Source organism: Paracoccus amoyensis, assembly GCF_014490725.1.
GTDB lineage: Bacteria > Pseudomonadota > Alphaproteobacteria > Rhodobacterales > Rhodobacteraceae > Paracoccus > Paracoccus amoyensis.
The window spans coordinates 376,225-397,279 of record NZ_JACOQL010000001.1; the positions used below are offsets into that span (position 1 = coordinate 376,225).

The 21,055-nt window shown below is 60.0% G+C and carries 20 protein-coding genes and 1 pseudogene; 11 read left to right on the forward strand and 10 right to left on the reverse strand.

Translation table 11 applies throughout. The features are described 5' to 3' along the window. Window positions 1–16: 16 nt before the first annotated feature. From H4P12_RS01975 to H4P12_RS02005, 7 genes are all read left to right on the forward strand, one after another. Window positions 17–400, forward strand: coding sequence for a hypothetical protein (locus H4P12_RS01975; protein WP_187791899.1), 384 nt, complete (start codon window positions 17–19; stop codon window positions 398–400). Between the two features lie 105 nt (window positions 401–505). Then, the gene (gene rpiA / locus H4P12_RS01980) at window positions 506–1,261 is read left to right on the forward strand and encodes a ribose-5-phosphate isomerase RpiA (RefSeq protein WP_187791900.1); all 756 of its coding nucleotides are present in this window, start codon (window positions 506–508) and stop codon (window positions 1,259–1,261) included. Window positions 1,262–1,265: 4 nt separating this feature from the next. Further along, entirely contained in the window at window positions 1,266–2,651 is a 1,386-nt protein-coding gene (gene gorA, locus H4P12_RS01985; RefSeq protein ID WP_187791901.1) for a glutathione-disulfide reductase, read from the forward strand. A 128-nt stretch (window positions 2,652–2,779) separates the two neighbouring features. Then, window positions 2,780–3,985, forward strand: a complete 1,206-nt coding sequence (hflK, locus tag H4P12_RS01990) for an FtsH protease activity modulator HflK (RefSeq protein WP_187791902.1) — start codon at window positions 2,780–2,782, stop codon at window positions 3,983–3,985. Continuing rightward, the gene (hflC, locus tag H4P12_RS01995; protein ID WP_187791903.1) at window positions 3,985–5,205 is read left to right on the forward strand and encodes a protease modulator HflC; all 1,221 of its coding nucleotides are present in this window, start codon (window positions 3,985–3,987) and stop codon (window positions 5,203–5,205) included. The genes hflK and hflC overlap by 1 nt, the downstream gene beginning before the upstream one ends. Before the next feature lie 173 nt (window positions 5,206–5,378). Continuing rightward, window positions 5,379–6,947: a Do family serine endopeptidase gene (locus tag H4P12_RS02000; RefSeq protein ID WP_187791905.1), complete on the forward strand. Its 1,569-nt coding sequence runs from the start codon at window positions 5,379–5,381 to the stop codon at window positions 6,945–6,947. Window positions 6,948–7,050: 103 nt separating this feature from the next. Further along, entirely contained in the window at window positions 7,051–7,374 is a 324-nt protein-coding gene (locus H4P12_RS02005; protein ID WP_187791906.1) for a 2Fe-2S iron-sulfur cluster-binding protein, read from the forward strand. Between the two features lie 10 nt (window positions 7,375–7,384). Here the strand turns inward: H4P12_RS02005 and H4P12_RS02010 are convergent, their stop codons facing one another. Further along, window positions 7,385–8,281, reverse strand: a complete 897-nt coding sequence (locus H4P12_RS02010; RefSeq protein ID WP_187791908.1) for an alpha/beta hydrolase — start codon at window positions 8,279–8,281, stop codon at window positions 7,385–7,387. Window positions 8,282–8,376: 95 nt separating this feature from the next. Beyond that, entirely contained in the window at window positions 8,377–9,093 is a 717-nt protein-coding gene (gene hisA, locus H4P12_RS02015; protein ID WP_187791909.1) for a 1-(5-phosphoribosyl)-5-[(5-phosphoribosylamino)methylideneamino]imidazole-4-carboxamide isomerase, read from the reverse strand. Between the two features lie 138 nt (window positions 9,094–9,231). Between hisA and H4P12_RS02020 the strand changes: the two genes are divergently transcribed. Next, window positions 9,232–9,615, forward strand: a complete 384-nt coding sequence (locus tag H4P12_RS02020) for a DUF2147 domain-containing protein (RefSeq protein WP_187791910.1) — start codon at window positions 9,232–9,234, stop codon at window positions 9,613–9,615. 68 nt (window positions 9,616–9,683) lie between these two features. On the opposite strand, the gene H4P12_RS02025 is transcribed toward H4P12_RS02020, so the two are convergent. The 5 genes from H4P12_RS02025 to H4P12_RS02045 form a co-directional block, all read right to left on the reverse strand. Continuing rightward, on the reverse strand, window positions 9,684–11,045 hold the full coding sequence (locus tag H4P12_RS02025) for a PepSY-associated TM helix domain-containing protein (protein ID WP_187791911.1): 1,362 nt from the start codon (window positions 11,043–11,045) through the stop codon (window positions 9,684–9,686). Window positions 11,046–11,095: 50 nt separating this feature from the next. Further along, window positions 11,096–11,482, reverse strand: a complete 387-nt coding sequence (locus tag H4P12_RS02030) for a hypothetical protein (protein ID WP_187791913.1) — start codon at window positions 11,480–11,482, stop codon at window positions 11,096–11,098. Between the two features lie 74 nt (window positions 11,483–11,556). Continuing rightward, the gene (locus tag H4P12_RS02035; RefSeq protein ID WP_187791915.1) at window positions 11,557–12,720 is read right to left on the reverse strand and encodes an NAD-dependent epimerase/dehydratase family protein; all 1,164 of its coding nucleotides are present in this window, start codon (window positions 12,718–12,720) and stop codon (window positions 11,557–11,559) included. A gap of 103 nt (window positions 12,721–12,823) precedes the next feature. Next, entirely contained in the window at window positions 12,824–13,495 is a 672-nt protein-coding gene (locus tag H4P12_RS02040) for an ABC transporter ATP-binding protein (RefSeq protein ID WP_187791917.1), read from the reverse strand. After that, window positions 13,492–15,000, reverse strand: a complete 1,509-nt coding sequence (locus tag H4P12_RS02045; protein WP_187791919.1) for a KpsE/RkpR family capsule polysaccharide export protein — start codon at window positions 14,998–15,000, stop codon at window positions 13,492–13,494. Before H4P12_RS02045 ends, H4P12_RS02040 begins: the two co-directional genes overlap by 4 nt. 119 nt (window positions 15,001–15,119) lie before the next feature. On the opposite strand from H4P12_RS02045, the gene H4P12_RS02050 reads away from it, so the two are divergent. Continuing rightward, window positions 15,120–15,959: an ABC transporter permease gene (locus tag H4P12_RS02050; RefSeq protein WP_187791921.1), complete on the forward strand. Its 840-nt coding sequence runs from the start codon at window positions 15,120–15,122 to the stop codon at window positions 15,957–15,959. Between the two features lie 49 nt (window positions 15,960–16,008). On the opposite strand, the pseudogene choV reads toward H4P12_RS02050, so the two are convergent. The 3 genes and pseudogenes from choV to choX all read right to left on the reverse strand — a co-directional run bounded on the left by choV (window position 16,009) and on the right by choX (window position 18,951). Further along, window positions 16,009–17,030, reverse strand: a pseudogene (gene choV, locus H4P12_RS02055) (choline ABC transporter ATP-binding protein). 5 nt (window positions 17,031–17,035) lie between these two features. Next, entirely contained in the window at window positions 17,036–17,884 is an 849-nt protein-coding gene (gene choW, locus H4P12_RS02060; RefSeq protein ID WP_187791923.1) for a choline ABC transporter permease subunit, read from the reverse strand. A 119-nt stretch (window positions 17,885–18,003) separates the two neighbouring features. Next, window positions 18,004–18,951, reverse strand: a complete 948-nt coding sequence (gene choX / locus H4P12_RS02065) for a choline ABC transporter substrate-binding protein (protein ID WP_187791927.1) — start codon at window positions 18,949–18,951, stop codon at window positions 18,004–18,006. Window positions 18,952–19,042: 91 nt separating this feature from the next. Between choX and betI the strand changes: the two genes are divergently transcribed. Further along, window positions 19,043–19,609: a transcriptional regulator BetI gene (betI, locus tag H4P12_RS02070; protein WP_187791929.1), complete on the forward strand. Its 567-nt coding sequence runs from the start codon at window positions 19,043–19,045 to the stop codon at window positions 19,607–19,609. Window positions 19,610–19,611: 2 nt separating this feature from the next. Beyond that, window positions 19,612–21,051: a betaine-aldehyde dehydrogenase gene (betB, locus tag H4P12_RS02075; protein WP_187792453.1), complete on the forward strand. Its 1,440-nt coding sequence runs from the start codon at window positions 19,612–19,614 to the stop codon at window positions 21,049–21,051. The last annotated feature ends 4 nt before the right edge of the window (window positions 21,052–21,055 follow it).

Consider the following 21,055-nt stretch of genomic DNA (forward strand, 5'->3'; position numbering starts at 1 on the left):
CAGGATACATGGAAAAATGTCTGGGAAAGTAAGGATTTCTGAACTGATTGCCTACGCGGCTACCTTTGTGATCGGTGCGGGCGTAGCCTATCTTGTCCTGACACTGTCGGTTCAGAACCTGTTCGGTCCGGATGGTGACGCAAATATCGCAATCGTCCTGAATTGGCTAAGTCCGCTGGCGGGGCTGGCCGCGTTTCAACTCGGCTTCGGCCTTGTGACTGGCAGGTGGCGCAACCTGCATTTCTGGCTGGTCGCGCCGCTGATCACCTACGCCGCTGTGGCAATCGGCATGGCGTTGGCGGCCAAGGGCTGGCTGGACCTGATCGGTGCCGGTATTCTTGTGCTGGTTGGCCTGTTTTCTGCCGGCCTGATTGCATTGTCGTTATCACGCGCCGACTAATCCCGCGTGCTGGCGCTATCAGGGCCGCATTTGGGGGCAGTTCTGTCTCGCCCTTTTGGCAGCCATCCAATATACACCTGCTGACCCATCTCTCAGGAGCCGCAGATGTCGCAAACGACACAACCAGATCCCGCCAAACTTGCCGCATCGAAAGCCGCTGTGGCCTTGGTCGAGGACGGCATGAGGCTGGGCCTTGGCACCGGCTCGACCGCGAATGTGATGGTGCAGGAACTGGCCAGGCGCATTCAGGCCGAAGGCTTGAAGCTGCGCTGTGCCGCAACATCACAGGCAACCGCCGATCTGGCCGAAAGCCTTGGCATCAAGATTGAAACGCTGGACGAAATCGGCTGGCTGGATCTGACCATTGATGGCGCCGACGAAATTGACCCCGATCTGCACCTGATCAAGGGCGGTGGCGGCGCGCATCTGCGCGAGAAGATCGTCGCAGCAGCCAGCGATCGCATGGTGGTTATTGCCGACCCGAACAAGGTCGTCGATCAGCTTGGCGCCTTTCCCTTGCCGGTCGAAGTTTTGCAATTCGGTTTTGAAACCACGCGCAAACTGATCCGCCGGGCGCTGGATCGTCTTGATCTGGGGCAGATCGACGTGCTTCAGCGTCTGAAGGGCAGCGACCCTTGGGTGACGGACGAAGGCAACTGGATCCTTGATCTGCATATGGGGATCATCCCCGATCCGGTTGCATTGGCGCGTGCCCTGTCGGCGATTCCGGGTGTTGTCGAACATGGTCTGTTTCTGGGCATGTGCAGCAAGGCGATCATCGGGAAACCTGATGGCACGGTTGTCGAACTGGACCGCGAAGCCGATATTGATGCCGATATGCTGATCGGCGAAGGGAAGTGATCTCGTGACTTTCGACTATGATCTGTTCGTGATCGGTGGCGGCTCGGGCGGTGTTCGCGCCGCGCGGATCGCCTCGGGCGAATATGGCGCCAGGGTGGGTCTGGCCGAGGAAAGCCGTCTGGGCGGCACCTGCGTCATTCGCGGCTGTGTGCCGAAAAAGCTGATGGTCTTTGCCTCGAACGCGCCGCTGATGGCCGAGGAAATGCGCGGCTATGGCTGGACACAGGCCGATACGGGCCATTTCAGCTGGGACATCTTCCGCGAAAAGCTGGACGCGGAACTGAACCGGCTGGAACAGGTCTATAAATCGGGTCAGGAAAAGGCAGGGGTCGATCTGTATTTCCAACGCGCCACGTTAGTCGATCACCATACGGTCGAATTGGCCGATGGCACGCGCAAGACGGCGAAATATATCCTGATCGCGGCGGGTGGTCGTCCCTCGGTTCCCGATATTCCCGGCAAAGAGCTTGGCCTGATCTCGGACCAGATCTTCCTGCTGGACAAGTTGCCGCGTCGAATTCTGCTGATCGGCGGCGGCTTCATCGCCTGCGAATTTGCAACCATCATGAACGGGATGGGCGTAGAAACGGTGCTGGCCTATCGTGGCGATGCCGTGCTGCGCGGGTTTGACCGTCAGGCCCGTGACATGGCCAGTCAGCAGTTGACCGACATGGGTGTCGATCTGCGCCTTGGCGTCTCGCCGGCCAAGCTGGAAAAGGACGGCGACAGGATTGCCGTCACCTTTGACGACGGTGTCACGGACCATTTTGATGCGGTGTTTTTTGCCACCGGTCGGGCGCCTTATACCAAGGGGCTTGGGCTGGAAAACACGGGCGTCCGGCTGAAAGGCAATGGCGCGATCGAGGTGGACGAATGGTCCCAGACCTCGGTCCCGTCGATTTTTGCCGTGGGTGATGTCACCGACCGCATCAATCTGACCCCGGTTGCGATCCGCGAAGGGCATTCCTTTGCCGATACCATCTTTGGCAGCAAGCCCCGCAAGGTCAGCCACGAAAACGTGGCCAGCGCGGTCTACATGCGACCGCATGAATTGGGCAGCGTCGGCCTGACCGAGGAGCAGGCCAAGGAACGCGGTGATGTCGATGTCTATGCGACGGTGTTCCGGCCCATGCGGTCGATGTTCGCCGGCTCGGATGCGCGGATGATGATGAAGCTACTGGTCGATCCTGACACCGACAAGGTTCTGGGCTGCCACATCTTTGGTCCCGAAGCGGGTGAGATGATCCAGCTTGCCGCGATTCCCATCACGATGGGCGCGACAAAGGCGCAATTCGATGCCACAATGGCGGTCCATCCCACGGCAGCGGAAGAATTGGTCACCATGCGGCAGCCGACGCTGCGGTATCGCAAGCCCAAGGATGGCGAATAGGCGGATCGGTCCGGGCGGCTACATGTCGCAGGGCAACACCTCTGACAACACCGTGGATGGGTTGACATTTTTCATCCCGGCCCCAGTTTCAGACAAGATATTCTAACGACGGAAAGAAGGTCGAACATATGGCAAATCAGGGCCCTTGGGGCGGCGGCGGAAGCGGCGGAGGAGACGACGAGGATCGCGATAAGCGACCGTCCAACCGTCCTTGGGGGGATCAGCAGCCACCAAAGGGACAACGTCGGCCCGGAAATGGCGGCCAGCAGCAACTGCCCGAGATCGAAGAGCTGATGAAGAAGGGGCAGGATCGTCTGCGCGTTCTGATGGGCGGTCGCGGCGGCGGGAATGGCAATGGCGGCGGCAGACCTGGCGGGTCCGGTGGCGGGTTCAAGGTGACCCGTTCGACCGTGATGATCGGTGGTTTGGTGCTGATCGGCCTGTGGGCCTTTTCCAGCTTTTACCGCGTGCAGACCAACGAACAGGCTGTCGAATTTCTGTTCGGCAGATCAATCGCGGTTCGTGGCGAAGGTCTGAACTTTGCCCCTTGGCCCGTCATAACCGCCGAAGTCATCCCGACCACCAACGAACGTGTGACCGAGATCGGGACGGGCGGTGAAGGGTCAGATGACAGCGGTCTGATGCTGACCGGCGACCAGAATATCGTGGAAATGGAATATCAGGTTGTCTGGAACATCAGCGATCCGGAAAAATACCTGTTCAATCTGGCCGATCCCGGTGACACCGTGCGTGCCGTGGCCGAATCCTCGATGCGCGACATTATTGCCCGCAGCGAACTGGGCCCGATCCTGAACCGGGACCGGGGCGCGATCGGCAATGATCTGCAAACATCGGTTCAGCAAACGCTGGATGCGTATGAATCAGGCATCAACGTCATCCGTGTGAACCTTGCCCGCGCGGACCCGCCAAGTCAGGTGATCGACAGCTTCCGCGAGGTTCAGGCCGCACAACAGGAACGTGACCGGCTTGAGAAAGAAGCCGATGCCTATGCCAACCGCGTTCTGGCACAGGCACGCGGTGATGCTGCGGCGGCGGTCGAACAGGCCGAAGGTTATCGCGCCGAAGCCGTCAACACGGCCGAAGGTGAGGCTGCACGCTTCAATTCGATCTACGAAGAATATGTCAAGGCGCCGGATGTGACACGTCGCCGGATGTATCTGGAAACAATGGAGAATGTTCTGGGCGGTATCGACAAGGTCATCCTTGATGGCAGTGTGGACGGGCAGGGAAGCGGCGTCGTGCCCTATCTGCCATTGGACCAATTGCGTCGCCAGGGCGGAGCCAACACGAATTCGACCGGAGGGAATAACTGATGGCCGCCAGTAGCAGTAGCATTCGTTCAACCCTCGCCCTTGCCGTGGTTGTCGTCGTCGGTGTCTTGGTCGCCTTGTCCGTCTTTATCGTGGACGAACGCGAAAAGGCGCTTGTCATGCGGTTCGGTGAAATCGTCACCGAAAAGGAAGACCCGGGCATCGGCTTCAAGTTGCCGCTGATCGAGAATGTCGAAAAATTCGACGGCCGCATTTTGGGCCTGCCAACCACGCCGCTGGAAGTCACCCCGGCCGATGATCGTCGCCTGGTCGTGGATGCCTTTGCCCGGTGGCGGATCAGTAACCTGCGGGCGTTCCGTCAGGCCGTCGGATCGGGCGGTATCGAAGTCGCGCAAAGCCGTTTGGAGCCGATTGTCAGCAACGCCATTCGCGATACGCTTGGCACGGTGCCGTCGACGGCGGTGCTGTCTGACGACCGGACCTCGCTGATGAACCAGATCCGGGATGAGGCGCGTCGCAACGCAGCAGGCCTTGGTGTGGAAGTCATCGACGTCCGTTTGACCCGCACCGACTTGCCACAGCAGAACCTCGAGGCGACCTATGCCCGGATGCGGGCCGAACGCGAACGGGAAGCTGCGGATGAAATCGCCCGTGGTGGCGAGGCTGCACAGCGCGTTCGCGCCGCCGCCGACCGAACCGTGGTCGAACTGACGTCCGAGGCGCAGAAGCGCGCTGAAATCGTGCGCGGTGAAGCGGATGCCCAACGGAACGCGATCTATGCCGACGCCTTTGGCCGCGATCCCGAATTTTTCGCCTTCACCCGCTCGATGCAGTCCTATGAACGTGCGTTGCAAGGGCAGAACAGTTCGATGGTGATGCGCCCGGATGGCGAATTCTTCAGTTATCTGCGCAATGACGGGTCCGATCAGGCCAACCCGCCCTCGACACCGGTTCCGGCTGGTAATTCGGCATCAACATCGACGCCGTCCGCGTCGGCGAGAGATGCGGATGCTGAGGAGCTGGTGACGCCAGAAGTTACCGACCGCGAGGGGAACCCGCTTGGCGAATCCGCAGGTGTCAAGTTGACGCCCGTGCCGGAAAGTCTTGTCACGCCGCCGCAGCAGGAATCCGATGTGATGCCGTCTGAAGGCGCAGAAACGCCCGCAGAAACGCCAGCAGAGGCACCTGCAGAGGCCCCGGCGACCGACGCGGAAGCAGCACCAGATGAGCAGCCGCAAGAAAATGCACCTGCAGCGAACTGATTGATAAAAGGGGCGAATGGCAACATTCGCCCCTTGTCGTAACAAAAGTCACGATCAGTTCACCCGGCGAGAGCGTGGTTTATTTGCAACTCGTGCCTATTTTCAATTCAGATCAAATCCATTCCCGGCTTGGTTAAGGCCGGGGAAAAATAAGAAAGATGAGGAATCCCAGCATGAAGTCGCTTTCTCCTCGGTATTTGCTGACCGCCTCGGCATTGGCTGTGACCGTCGGACTTGGCATCGCAGGTGCGCAGCAGGTGCAAGAAGCACAGCCGCAAGAAGATGTCTCGCCCGAAGCCAGCCAGCGGGCACAAGAAGCCGCCAATAACAACGAACCGCTTAGCGCGACCGCGCCGGCCATCCCGGGGCAGGTGATGCCCGACAGCTTTGCCAATCTGGTTGAACAGGTCGCCCCCGCAGTGGTGAATATCACCACAACCGCTGTCGTGGCGCAGCCGACCAATGGCCAAGGGCCGACCTTCCCCGAAGGCAGCCCGTTCTCGGACCTGTTCCGCGACTTCGGCTTCCCCGGCATGCCCGGCGAGGGCGGCCCCGGAATGCCGCAGCGCTCGAACGCGCTTGGTTCGGGCTTCGTGATCTCGGCCGATGGTTATATCGTCACCAACAACCACGTCATCGAAGGCGCGGATGAAATCGAGATCGAGTTCTATTCGGGGGAAACCCTGCCTGCCAAAGTGGTTGGCACAGACCCCAATACCGATGTCGCGTTGCTGAAGGTTGAAAGCGAAGATGCGCTGCCTTTCGTGAAGTTCGGCAACTCCAATGACGCCCGCGTGGGGGATTGGGTGCTGGCGCTTGGCAACCCGTTGGGGCAGGGCTTCTCGGCCAGTTCGGGGATCGTCTCGGCGCGGAACCGTGAATTGTCGGGCACCTATGATGACTATTTGCAAACCGACGCGGCGATCAACCGGGGCAACTCGGGCGGTCCGCTGTTCAATCTGAACGGCGAAGTGATTGGCGTGAATACCGCGATCCTGTCCCCAAATGGCGGCTCGATCGGGATCGGTTTCTCGATGACGTCGAATGTCGTTTCCAGCGTGGTCAATCAGCTGAAACAGTTCGGTGAAACCCGTCGCGGCTGGCTGGGCGTCAAAATTCAGGATGTGACGCCCGATATGGCCGAGGCGCTTGGGTTGACCGCCGAGAGCGGAGCGATGGTCACCGATGTGCCGGAGGGCCCAGCCCGGGACGCAGGCATGCGGTCGGGTGACATCATCATCAGCTTTGACGGTCAGGATGTCGCGGACACCCGCTCATTGGTGCGCCGTGTCGCCGAGGCCCCTGCGGGTGAGGCCGTGGACGTCGTGGTTCAGCGCGAAGGTGGCCCTGAAACACTCAACGTGACGCTGGGCCGTCGCGAGACGGCCGAAGGCACCGGCGATGAAAATTCCGGACCTGATGCAGATGGGCAGCAAAGCGGCGGAGAGGTTCTGGGCATGACCCTTGTGCCGATCACGCCTGAAATCGTGGCGGATATGGGCTTGCCGCGTGACACCACCGGTCTGGTCGTTCAGGAAGTGAACGCGGAAAGCGAAGCGGCGGAAAAGGGTCTGATGCCCGGTGATATCCTCACCGAAGCAGGGCAGCAGCCGGTCGCCTCGCTGTCGGACCTGAATGATCGCATCGCGCAGGCCCGTGACGCCGGTCGCAAATCCTTGCTGGTGCTGATCCGCCGCAACGGCGAGCCGCGCTTTGTCGCGCTGCCCGTGGGCGAGAAGTAATTACGCTTTGCTGATGCGTTAACGGGGCGGTCCAGCACGGGCCGCCCCTTTTCAATCCGGGCGCAATGGCCTATTTCGCCTTGCGCAGCAAAGGAAACGAGCCATGGCGAAAATCACCTATATCGAGCATAACGGAACCCGGCACGAGGTTGACGTCAAGCCCGGCATGACGGTGATGGAGGGTGCGCGCGACAACGGCATTCCCGGCATCGACGCCGATTGCGGGGGGGCATGCGCCTGTTCGACCTGCCACGTTTATGTCGCCCCGGAATGGATCGAAAAGCTGCCTGCGAAAGATCCGATGGAAGAAGACATGCTGGACTTCGCCTATGAACCCGACCCCGAGCGTTCGCGCCTGACCTGTCAGTTGCAGGTCACGGATGCGCTGGACGGTCTGGTCGTGCAGATGCCCGAACGCCAGATCTGATTGGCCGCGTTCAGCCTGCTAACCTTCCCAGATGCAGTAACAGCACCTGATCGCGCATGACCCCGGCCAGCGAGCCATGGGTTTCGTCGGGATAGGGCTGATAAATCACCTCCAACCCGTCGATGTCGCGCAGGATTTCCACCAGCGCAGGCACCGATTGCAGTCGGTTGTCGGGCGACAGCGCGGCAGACCGTGCGATCAACAGGCGGAGGGGCGGGGATAGACTGCCGCCCGCCGCCCTGGTTCCACCTGCAAAGGCGGCAGCTTCGCGTAGCGCCTCGCCATTGTTCCACCACACGGACGGGTCCGATGCGACATAGCGGGCGAAAACCTCGGGCCGGGTAAACAGTGCATGCAGGGTGAACAGACCGCCCAGCGAATGCCCATAAAGGGTCAGGTCGCGCATGTTCAGGCGGACGCGCTGATTGACTGCGGGCAGGATGCTGTCTGCGATCATGTCCAGAAACGCACGGCGTCCGCCCGTCTTGCGATCCTGTCCCTTGTTCATCATCCGCTCTGTCATGGATTGCGGCGGTTGGCCGGGAGAGGTCAGATCGAACCATCGGCGTTCGGTGTCGATCGTGTAGTCGGTCGGATAGCCGACGCCGATCAGCACGACAGGCGCATCGGGGGCAAGCGCCTGAAGCCCGTCCCACAGGCCGGGAAAGCTGGCATTGCCGTCGGTGGCGATGATGGCCGAATACCCTTCGGGCGGGGCAGGGACGTCCGGCAGCCCCACCAGCACGCGCCATGCGTTGCCGTCAGGGCCGATGTCAAAGCTGCTGGCACGCGGATCGTCGATGATCCGCGCCAGTTTCGGTGCCGGTTGGGTTCTGGCCTTCGTGGCCAGACCGCTGGTGGCGGCCATGGTCAACCCGGCAACGATATCTCGGCGTGACGGAGGCATCTGCAATCCCTTTGTAGCCACAGGGTGTTGGCTGGCTTCACGCGGGCTGATCTGAATTTAAGCCGCCTGCCGATGACCGGCAAGCTGGCTTTGGTTTACTTCAACAGCGCCAAAGCCTGGGCCAGATCAATCGCGCCATCATAAAGCGCCCGGCCCGAAATCGCACCTGCGATCACGCCCGTTGCATCCAGCGCCCGCAGATCGTCCATGGACGAGACGCCACCCGATGCGATGACCGGGATATTGACCGCGCGGGCCAGTGCCTCGGTCGCCGGAATATTGGGGCCTTGCATCGCGCCGTCACGATCAATGTCAGTGTAGATGATGGCGGCAACGCCCGCATCCTCGAACTGACGGGCCAGATCGGTCGCCATCACGTCGGTTTCGGTTGCCCAGCCACGGGTTGCAACCTTGCCGCCGCGCGCATCGATGCCGACCGCGATCTTGCCCGGAAACGCCTTGGCGGCCTGATGCACCAGACCGGGATTTTCGACCGCAACGGTGCCAAGGATCACACGGCTAAGCCCCCGGTTGATCCAGCTTTCGATGGTCGCCATGTCGCGGATGCCGCCACCCAGCTGCGCGGGCACGGTGATGGCCGCCAGGATTGCCTCGACCGCTTCGGCATTGACCGGATGACCCGCAAAGGCCCCGTTCAGATCGACCAGATGCAGCCATTCCGCCCCTGCATCCTGAAACGCACGGGCTTGCGCCGCGGGATCGGTGCCGAACACGGTCGCGGCCTCCATCTCTCCGCGCAAAAGGCGCACGCAGTTGCCGTCTTTCAGGTCGATGGCAGGATAGAGGATCATGGCAAGCTCATTGGCTGGATGGGTTCTGCGCCCCCTTTGCCATGTGAAATCAGGAAACGGAAGGGTTCGACCCTACGTCACACTTGCCAGAAGAAAAACTGATGCGCAGCATCGTCGATATCCTGAGGAGGAGGATCCATGCGCAAATTCATTATCGCCGCAGCTTTGGCCGTTGCAGGCACCGCTGCTGCCGCCGACCCGATTGAGGGCGTTTGGCAAACCCAACCCGATGAGGGGTCTTTCGCCTATGTCACGATTGCCCCCTGTGGCGGTGCATTCTGCGGCACGATCAGCCGCACGTTCAAGGACGGGGCAGAAACTCAGTCGCCCAATATCGGCAAACAAATCGTTCGCAACATGGCGCCGCAGGGCAACGGCGAATATAGCGGACAGGTTTGGCGCCCGGCCAACGACAAGATTTACAACGGCAAGGCCAGCGTTTCAGGCGACCGGATGAGCCTGTCTGGCTGCGTCGCAGGTGGCTTGATCTGCAAAAGCCAGACCTGGGCGAAAATTCAGTAACGGCTTCTGACGTCAGCACTCACGAAGAAAGGACGGGAATTCCCGTCCTTTGCCATTTGGATAGGCGTTCACGTTCGGGCAGTTCGCAACCGCGACCAGCTTGTTGCGCCGATCTCCAGTGCCGCAGCGACAAGCAGCGTCAGTCCGACCAGCGGAAAGAATACCCCCGCCGCGATTGCGATCAGCAGGACGTTTCGCGGGATGCGCCAGTCGAGGGGCATTTGTGGTGCGCCCAGCGATCCTGCGGGACGGCGTTTCCACCACATGACCCCGGCCGCGATCGACATCGCGATCATGGCCACGCAAACCAGCAACAGCACGACCTGATTGAGCAGCCCGAAAGCCTGTCCCATATGGATGCTGATGCCCCATTCGGCGGCTTGTCCAAGCGCCCCCAGTTCATTCAGCCGCATATCGAACAAGACTTCACCCGTATACTGGTCCAGATGAATGACGCGTTCCTGCGTGATGTCGTCAGGATAAACCGAGGCGGTAAAGACGCCGTCGGCCCTGCCGGGAATCCGCAGCGCATAGCCCGCCGCGATACCCAAGTCTTCGACCGTTGCGACGATGTCATCCAACTTCACCGGAACGCCATTCGCCGTGCCCGATACCGGCATCGGTTGCTGTTCCATGATCCACGGTGCCCGGTCGATGGCATCCCCGACCGGTTGCGTGGAAACAGGCAGCTTGCTCCAATAGCCATCAGGCATCCCAAGACCTGCCTTATAAGAGAGGTCATAGAATTTTGCGCCCCAGACCCCCGACCATGGCAGACCGGTCATGGCCAGAAAAACGATAAAACCCGATGCAAAAATACCCGTTACAGCATGCGTATCCCGCCAGAAGACCCGACGGGCGGGGCGGTTGCGGATGGTCACCACGCCGCCTTTCTGGCCGCGTGGCCACCACAGATAGATCCCGGTGATGACCAAAAGGATCATCCAGCCCGCAACCGCTTCGATCACCCGATTGCCCAGCCAGCCAACATAGGCAAGGCTGTGCAGATCCCGCACAAGCTTCATGACCGGCGTCCCCGATGCGCCCGAATCCGGGTGGCTGCCCAGCACCTGCGCCGAATAGGGGTTCACATAGACCGTGTTTTTCGTCCCGTCCTGACCTGCGACCTTTACAATCGCCGAGCGGTTGGGCGCAGCTGCCGGTTCATAGGCGTAAAGCGTTCCGGGATGCATTTGCAACGCGCTGGCGACCAGTGCGGATGGCGGTCTGGGCGCCTGTCCTGTCACCTCGACCAGACGTTCGTTGCGATGCGAGATATTGGCGATTTCATCCTTGAACAGGTATATCCCGCCAGTCGTGGCCAGCAGGATCACAAAGGGCAGGACCAACAGTCCCGCATAAAAGTGCCAGCGCCAGACGGCGCGATAAAGTGCGGTGGCATTGCCAGTCCGCCTTGTCGTCGTTTCCATGTTTTTCTGTCCCCATAATACTTTGTGCCGCGCCGGTCGGGGCGCAGCAGTCAACTGAGCTTGAGTTGAGACAGATGGGGCGGGGCACGGGCATGAACCGAAAGACGGGTTGGCCGATTGACATGCTGATCTTTGGGCGATGGAAAACGGACCGCGTGATCCGTCGATTGCGTCGCAGCCAGGGCTGAAAAAGCCAAGGTCAGCGGGTGAAAGCCGCCGAACCACAGACATGGCTCGGCCTTGTGGCTGTCCTGATCGGGTGCCTCTTGCCCGTCAACCGTCTGAACGCCCAGTTCCGAGGCTTTGATATAGACAATTTCGGCCCCCAGACAGATGGCGACATAGCCATCTTTCAGGGTGGTCACAGTTCCGGCAGGGCCGAACAGACGCAGGATAATGGCCAGCGCGATCAGCAGCCCAAGGGCGGCGCTTTTCAATCCATCATATCCAAGCCTGCCAGCAATCATGACGACCATTTGAATGATCGATGTGATTCTGACCAGTCAGTTTGTCAGGCCCTGCGCCATTGTGACACACAGGGGATTTTGGCGCGGTCGCAGCGGTCGGCATAGCGTTTGGCGACCTCTTGCACCTCGGCCAGCAAGCCATCCTGCAGCTTGATGGGGTCCAGCCCCAAGCCAAGGAAACGATCATTGGCAACATGCAGATCGTTTTCCTCGGCCTCGTTGCGCGGGTTTGTCAGGAACGCGACCTCGGCCCCGGTCTGATCCGCGATCATCTGCGCCAGATCGCGGACGCGATGCGTTTCGGTCATCTGATTCAGGATGCTGACCCGATCGCCCTTTTGTGGCGGATTGGCCAGCGCAAGTTCGACACAGCGGCAGGTGTCCTGAATATGGATGAACGCCCGGGTTTGCCCGCCTGTCCCGTGAACGGTCAGCGGATAGCCGATGGCCGCCTGCATCAGAAAGCGGTTCAGCACCGTGCCGTAATCGCCGTCATAGTCGAAACGGTTGATCAGCCGTTCATCCATCCGGGTCTCTTCGGTCTGGGTGCCCCAGACGATGCCCTGATGCAGGTCGGTGATCCGCACGCCGTCGTTCTTGTTGTAGTAAAAGAAGAACAGCTGATCCTGCGTCTTGGTCATGTGATAGATGCTGCCGGGGTTGGCGGGATAAAGGATTTCCTGCCGATGCGGACCATTTTCGGTTTCGATCACAACATCAAGATAACCTTCAGGAATTTTCATCCCTGCCGTGCCATACCCATAGACGCCCATCGTGCCCAGATGGACCAGATGGATGTCCTGCCCGCTTTCCACAATGGCGGCCAGCACGTCATTGGTGGCGTTCAGGTTGTTGTTGACCGTGTAACGCTTGTGCCAACTGGATTTCATCGAATAGGGCGCGGCGCGTTGTTCGGCGAAATGGATCACCACATCAGGCTTTTCCTGCTGAAACAGAGTCAGCAGGCGGTGGTAATGTTCGCCAACGGTAAAGTTTTCGACCCGGATCGTATGGCCGCTGACCTCTTTCCACGCGGCGACGCGTTCGCCCAGGGGCCGGATCGGTGTCAGTGAGGTGACCTCCAGCTCGACGTCGATTTTCCGGCGCGACAGATTGTCCACGATGATGATGTCATGGCCACGCGCTGACAGGTGCAGCGCCGTCGGCCAGCCGCAGAAACCGTCTCCACCCAGAACGATGATTTTCATGCGTTTGCCTTTGCTGGTCAAAATTTGGGCGTCTTGTAATCTGTGGATCTGTCCGACGCCAGCCTTGCCGCGAAAGTGACATATTCCTGTCGCAAAGGCTCGCTTAACCGCGCGCCAAAGCCCGTTCCATATTGCTGAGATGCGCATCGATGGCGTCTTCGATATCGTGGAAATAGGACAGTGTTCCGTTTTCCAGCACTGCACCCGCCTGGCAGGTTCGCCGCAGCATCACCATCGAATGCGACACCACGATCGCGCCAGCGGCGGACATCCGTTCGGCAAAGACGCGGTTGGATTTTTCCTTGAACGCCGCATCGCCGACGGCGGAAACCTCATCCACCAGATAGGTGTCAAAGGGCACGGCCATCGAAACGCCAAAGGCCAGACGCGCCTTCATTCCCGATGAATAGGTGCGAAAGGGGAGGTAGAAATGCTGACCCAATTCGGCGAAATCCTCGACGAAATCGCGCATTTCATCGGTATCCACGCCATAGACGCGGGCGACAAAGCGGCAGTTTTGCTCGCCCGTCAATTGGCCATTGAAGGAACCGGAAAAACCGACCGGCCAACTGATCGTGCCGGTTGACAGGATACGCCCCGAAGTCGGCAGCATTGCGCCCGAAATCATCCGCAGCATGGACGATTTGCCCGCGCCGTTGCGCCCCAGAAGGGCGACGGAAATGCCGGTCGGAAAGACCGCATTGATGTTTCGCGCCACGACCTTGGTGCGGCCATTCAGCTTGTAGCTTTTGTTCAGGTTCTGCAGACGGATCATCGACGGTCGCGCAGGCTGTAGAAGATCAGAATGCCGACAATCCAGATCACCATCAGGAAGCCTGTGATGATGAACAGCAGCTTGCCTCGCTGCGGGAATTCCGGCTCTTGTGCCAGTGTGGGCTTTACATAGGCCGCCAGATAGCGCGACTGTCGCGCCGCTTCCGCCCGCGCATTGTCATAGGTGGCACGCGCCGCGACATAGCTTTGCTCGGCAAATTCGCGGTCAACCGCCAGCCCTTCATATTGGCCGACAATCTCGGACAAAGCCTCGCCCGTTTCCGAGCCGAATTTCAGACGTTCTGCCGCGATCTGTTCGCGGATGACCTGAATGCGCAGCTCGCTTTGCTCGATACGCGGATCGTTGGGCTGTGCGTTGGCCCGCAACAGGCCCAATTGCACAAGCTGTTCGGCCAGTTGCGACTGCAATGTGCTGACCACGCCAACCTGACCTTGCACATCGGCGGTTGGATCAACCAATTGATGGCGATTGCGGAACGCGGTCAGCGCCTGCCGCGCCTCTTTCACACGCTCACCTGCGCGCTCAAGCTCATCGCGGGCATAGCGCAGACCGTCTTCACGGGCGACATCGTTCAGCTGGTTGATCAGAATGGTGCTTTCGTCCATCACCGCCTGTCCGATGGCCTGCGCATCCTGAGCATTGAAGGCAAGAACGCGCAGATCGATCATGCCATTGTCGTAATAGATGCGGACCTTGCTGGACCATTCGCTTCGCAAATCTTCCAGCGCATTGCCGCCGTTAAACCCGAAAATCGGGTCGTTCGGGGCCTTTGACCAGATCTCGCGCAGGTTCAGGCGCGCATCGACCTTTTCCACCAGATCATGGCTTTGGATGAACTTATACAGCACGTCCGAGTCCGTCGTCGTGCCGCTGGACCCCCCCACGAGCGAGGTCAGACCACCCAGCAATTCCGTCGATGTCGCACCGGATTCGCTGCGGACGGAAAAGCCCACATAGGATGCGTATTGATCCGCCGCCCGCGCATACAAATACCATGCGCTGACAATAACGGGGAAAAGGACCGCGATGCAAAAGCTGCCGGCAAGAAAGATATGCCGACGCGATAAACGAGCGCGCGAGGCGGGCTTGCGAACCGGACCTTGCTGGGCAGGGGCGGGGCGTGTCGCCGCAGCGATCGCCTTTTGGCGACGCCTGTTCACCTGACGCTGGACCATGGCCTCGTCAGTGTCTTCTTCCTCGGCCCCTTCAAGGATCGCCCTGCGCTGTTGACGCTGTTGTCTGCGTTGCGCGGGTGTAAGGGCGGCTTTGGCGCCCGGCCCGGGTCCGGCCGGACCTTTGGCCGCACCCTCGGAAGCGGGTTGCGCCTTTTCCGCGACCGCAGGTTTGGCGCCCTCATCCTGAATGTCGTCTTTCTTGGTCAGGGGGGTGCTGAAGTTGGGACGGCGGGGCGCGTCATTGGCCGAGTCGTCGGATTTCAGGGGGGCGTTCTGCCCCTTGCCCGTAACGTCTTTGGTATCTGACATGCCCAGGGACTCTTGCCTGCTGTTAATCTGCTTGCAGGTGTCATACATAAACCGCGAATACAGTTCCAGCGCGGATAAGTTACGGTATCGTGACCCGCAAAACCTGTAAGGTTTGTTCTATGGCCAATGCTCCCCTTCCTGTCCGCCGCTCGATCGGCACTTCGGATGGCAAGCTGCGTCCTGTGCATCAGCATCGCTCATTTGCCAGTCTGCGGTCCATTGGCGCACTGATTTTACGCGAGATGTCGACCAATAACGGGCGCGTCGCAGGTGGCTATCTATGGGCTATCGCCGAGCCGGTCGGCGGCATCGTCCTTCTGACGCTGATCTTCTCGCTTGGGTTTCGCACCCCGCCGATTGGTCAGAACTTTGCGATCTTCTATGCGACGGGCGTTGTGCCGTTCACCATGTTCTTGGCCATGTCCAGTCGGATTTCCCGCGCAATCACGCAATCAAAGTCACTTTTGGCCTATCCGGCGGTGACGTTCATGGATGCGCTGATCGCACGGGTGATTTTCAACGGCGTGACGCAGGTTCTGGTCGCCTATATCGTCTTCGTCGGCATCTATGCCTTCATGGAAACCCGCACCGATCCACAGATCGAAGGTATTACGCTGGCGATCCTGATGGCCTTTGCATTGGGGATTGGTGTGGGGGTGATGAACTGCTTCCTGTTCGCCGCCTTCCCGGTGTGGGAGAAGATCTGGTCGATCCTGACCCGTCCGCTGTTCCTGCTGTCCTGCGTGTTTTTCATCTTTGACGAAACGCCAGAAGTCATGCGGCAATATCTGTGGTTCAATCCTGTGGTGCATGTGATCGGGCAGATGCGGAAATCGTTCTATCCGTCATATATCGGCGATTATGTCAGCCCGCTTTACGTCTTTGCTGTCAGCCTGATCCTGATTGCGATCGGTCTTGCGATGCTGTTTCGTTATCATCGCGATTTGCTGAACAGCTAAGCCAATGAAAATACGCCAATAAAAAAAGGCCGCTTCATGCGGCCCTTTTTTATTGGCTGGGTTTGATCAGTCGCGACAACACCGCTTCGCGTGTGACGCGCCCACCCCCTTCGATGGGAACGGAATCCACCTCGGTCAGGCGACGCATCACCTCGCGCACCGGCATGTCGCGGGACACAGGCTGGCCAAAGGCATCGCCGCTTTCGGCAAAGTCGGCGGCGGTCAGCACGCCCAACGGGTTCATATGCGCCACGAAATCCGCGACATATTCGTTGATCGGATTGGCGATGATTTCGCGGGCGGTGCCAATCTGAACGATGCGCCCCCCCTCCATCAACGCGATGCGGTTGCCCAGCTTGAAAGCCTCGTCCAGATCGTGGCTGACGAAGATGATTGTCCGCTTGGTCTTGGCCTGCAATTCCAGCAGCTCATCCTGAAGCCGTGACCGGATCAGCGGGTCCAATGCGCTGAACGGTTCATCCATCAGCAGGATCGGCGCTTCGGTCGCAAAGGCGCGGGCAAGACCGACGCGCTGTTGCATGCCGCCCGAAAGCTCACCCACCTTGCGTTCGGCCCAATCGGTCAGGCCAACGGTGGCCAGTTGGCTATCGACCATGTCCTTGCGTTCGGCAGCCGACAGCCCAGCCAGTTCCAGCCCAAGCCCGACATTTTCGCGCACCGTCCGCCATGGCAGCAGCCCGAAGCTTTGAAACACCATCGCGACCGTGCGCAGCCGAATGTCGCGCAGTTGGCGACGGCCCGCGCCCGTGACCGAGACCATCTGATCGCCGCAACGCACCCGCACATCACCGCGCACGACGTCATTCAGCGCATTGACAGCCCGTAAAAGCGTGGATTTCCCCGATCCCGACAGGCCCATCAGCACAAGGATTTCACCCTGAGCGACATTCAGGCTGCAATTATGACGCCCAGAACCTGACCGGTCTTGTTCTTGACCTCGGCCCGCTGAACGCCCTGATCCATCAGGGGAAGAGCATTTTCCGGTTTGTCGCCAAAGACGATGGTCACATTGTCGAACTCGACCGCGTTGGCGGCGGTATCACTGGCCATATCGCTCATTTCCGGCCCTCCATTCGCAGCATCCTGTCAAGCAGGATGGCCACCACGACGATGACGAAACCCGATTCAAAGCCAAGGGCAGTGTTGACGCTGTTCAACGCGCGGACAACCGGCACGCCAAGCCCCGAGGCGCCGACCAGTGCTGCGATCACCACCATCGACAGGGACAGCATGATCGTCTGGTTCAGGCCGGTCATGATCTGGGGCAGGGCGCTTGGCAATTCGACCTTCCACAGCAATTGGCGCGGTGTGGCGCCAAAGGCGGTCGCGGCCTCTATCAGCGAGGGCGGGGTCGAGGAAATGCCAAGCTGCGTCAGGCGGATAGGCGCCGGCAGCACGAAAATCACGGTCGCCAGCAGGCCCGGCACCATGCCGATGCCAAAAAAGACGATGGCCGGGATCAGATAGACGAAGGTCGGCAGCGTCTGCATCAGGTCCAGCACCGGGCGCATCCACGCATACAGGCGGGGGCGGTGGGCGGCGGCAATACCGACGGGCACACCAATCGCCATGCACACGATACAGGCGGCCAGCACCAGCGTCAGCGATTGCAGGGTTTCTTCCCAATAGCCCTGATTAAGCACGAATAGCAGGCCAAGCGCCATCAACACGCAGGGCTGCCAACGGCGCTGCAGAAACCATGTCAGCGCGACGGCCAGAATGATGAAAATAAAGGGATGTGGCGTTTCTAATACGGTCAGAATACCGTCGATCAGCCAATTCATCGCGTTGGAAATGGCGTTGAACAGGCCTGCCGCATGGGCATTCAGCCAGTCAAAAAAGGTTTTTGCCGTTCGACCTACCGGGATCTTGTTATCCGTTACCAGACTGGTCAACTGCTCCATAGGTGGGTTGCCCCTCGGGTTGTGGTCGCAACGCCTTTCAGGCGGAACGCCCTGTTTCCTTTACGTCTTTGGCGGATACCGCCGTGCCCGACACAGCAGGCAGGGCGGTGGTTACAGTCCTAACCGCCCAGTGCGGCAGCAACCGCCGCCTGCGCGTCATTTCCGTCGACGGTCGTCACCCCATCCAGCCACGGCGTCGTGGCATCGGGATTGGCTTGCAGCCATTCTTTCGCGGCATCCATCGGATCAGCGCCGTCATTCAGGATTTTCCCCATGACTTCGTTTTCCATGGCCAGCGTAAATTCCAGGTTCTGCAGGAATTTGCCAATATTCGCACATTCGTTGACATATCCCGCACGAGTATTGGTTCTGACTTCCGCTCCGCCCAGATTGGGGCCGAAGACATCGTCGCCACCTTCCAGATAGGTCAACTGGAACTGCGAGTTCATAGGATGAGGCTCCCAGCCAAGAAAGACGATCGGGTCGCCCGCGCCATCGGCGCGCGCGACCTGTGCCAGCATGCCCTGTTCGCTGCTTTCGACGACTTCAAAGGTGCCGGTGCCGAATTTGTCCTCGCCGATCATTTCCAGAACGACACGGTTGCCGTCATTCCCCGGCTCGATCCCATAAATCTTGCCGTCCAACGCATCTTTGTGTTCGGCCAGATCCTGATAGCTGGTGATGCCCAGATCGGCGCCCGCCTTGTTCGTGGCCAGCGTGTATTTCGCGCCCGTCAGGTTGGTGCGCACGGTGTCGATCGTGCCCGCCTCGGTATAGGGGCCGATGTCGGCTTCCATCGTCGGCATCCAGTTGCCCAGGAAAACATCCAGATCATCGGTGGCCAGCGCCGAGAAGGTCACGGGCAGCGAAAGCAGCTTGGTTTCCGTCTGATAGCCAAGCGCCTGCAACACGGTCGACGTCAGTGCGGTGGTTGCGGTGATATCAGTCCAGCCCACATCGGCCAGCCTGACCTTGTGGCACTGATCCGGTTCTTGGGCATGGGCTGCAGTTCCAAGCGTTGCCGCCACGCTCAGCGCAGATGCACAGATTAGTTTGGACAAAGTCATGCTGTGATAGGCTCCCTGTTCTTGATTGATCAGTCAATTAAAGATACAAAGGCCCCATATTGCAACCAGAAACACATGCGCAGGTGCAGTGATGCCCAAGATTGGTGCAGAGCCTATCCGAAAAGCCGCGTTAATCAACGCCGCGATATACGAAGTTGGTCGCGCCGGCTCGCTGGACGTGACGGTTGCGCAAATCGCACGGCGGGCAGGGATGTCGCCGGCCTTGGCGCATCACTATTTTGGCACGAAAGAACAGATTTTCTTGCAGGCGATGCGCTATATTCTGCGGATTTACGGCAATATGGTGCGCGAGGTCTTGCCGGGGCATGGCCCCCACGGGCGGATCAACGCAATCGTGGAGGCCAGTTTTGCGCCCGAAAACTTTCAGCGGGAAAGCGTTAGTGCATGGCTGAATTTTTATGCGCTTGCCCTGACCAATGATGAAGCCCGCAGGCTTTTGCGGGTTTACCATCACCGCCTGCGCTCGAATCTGATCGTCGCGCTGCGTCCGTTGACGGATCACCCCGAATCCATAGCCGAAACCCTTGGGGCGCTGATCGACGGCGTCTATTTGCGCGCCGTTCTGACGCCCGGACCGACCGATGGCGACGGCGCCCGCAACATGATCATGGAATATCTACAGGAGGCCGTGAAATGAGCCTGAACGCCCAACCCGCAGCAAGTCTGTTCATCAATGGCCAACCCGTCGAAGGGCAGGGCGATGCCTTGCCGGTGTTCTATCCCTATACCGGCCAGGAAATCGCCAGCCTCCGCGAGGCCAGCGGCGCACAGGTGGCCGAAGCCTGCAAGGTCGCGGCAGAGGCGCAGGTCGAATGGGCGGCGATGGCGCCGGTGGAACGTGGCCGCGTGCTGTCCCGCGCCGCCGCGATCATTCGCGAACGGAACGAAGAACTGTCGCGCCTGGAAACGCTGGATACCGGCAAGCCGATTCAGGAAACCCTGGTTGCCGATTGGGAATCGGGTGCGGCTGCGCTGGAATATTTCGGCGGTTTGGCTGCGACCGTAACAGGTCAGATGATCCCGCTGGGCCGCGACTGGGCCTATACCATTCGCGAGCCGCTGGGCGTTTGTGTGGGCATCGGCGCGTGGAACTATCCCAGCCAGATTGCCTGCTGGAAGGCCGCGCCTGCACTGGCCATGGGCAATGCGATGGTCTTCAAACCTTCCGAGGAAACGCCGCTAGGTGCCTTGAAACTGGCCGAAATTCTGATCGAAGCCGGCTTGCCCGCCGGTGTCTTCAATGTCGTGCAGGGACGTGGTGCCGTGGGTGCGGCGCTGGTCACCGATCCGCATGTCGCCAAAGTGTCGCTGACGGGTTCGGTGCCGACCGGGCAAAAGGTCTATGCCGCTGCCGCCGCAGGGATGCGTCATGTGACGATGGAGCTGGGCGGCAAATCCCCGCTGATCATCTTTGACGACGCCAATCTGGATGATGCCGTGGGCGCCGCGATTCTGGCGAATTTCTATTCTTCGGGGCAGATCTGTTCCAACGGCACGCGGGTGTTCGTGCAAAGCGGCATTCGCGACGCCTTTTTGGAAAAGCTGACCGCACGGCTTGCGGCGATCAGGATTGGCGATCCGCTGGACCCCGACACGCAGCACGGACCGATTGTCAGCCCCGCGCAGGCGGCCAGAATCCGCGCCGCAATTACCGCGGGTGAGCAGGAAGGCGCGCGGCTGGTTGCCGGTGGCGTGGGCGAGGGGGCCTTTATCCCGCCGACGGTTTTCGCTGACGCGACCGATCAGATGACACTGGCAACCGATGAAATCTTCGGCCCGGTGATGACCACGCTTGCCTTTGACACCGAGGAAGAGGTGATCCGCCGCGCCAATGCCACCGGTTTCGGCCTTGCCGCGGGCGTTTTCACGCAAGATCTGACCCGCGCCCATCGCATGATCGCAAGGCTGGAGGCAGGCACCTGCTGGATCAACGCCTATAATCTGACGCCGGTCGAAATGCCCTTTGGCGGGGTCAAGCTGTCGGGGATCGGGCGTGAAAACTCGGCCGCGGCCATCGAACATTATTCGCAGTTGAAGACGGTCTATGTCGGCATGGGCGGCGTAGATGCGCCCTACTGATGTG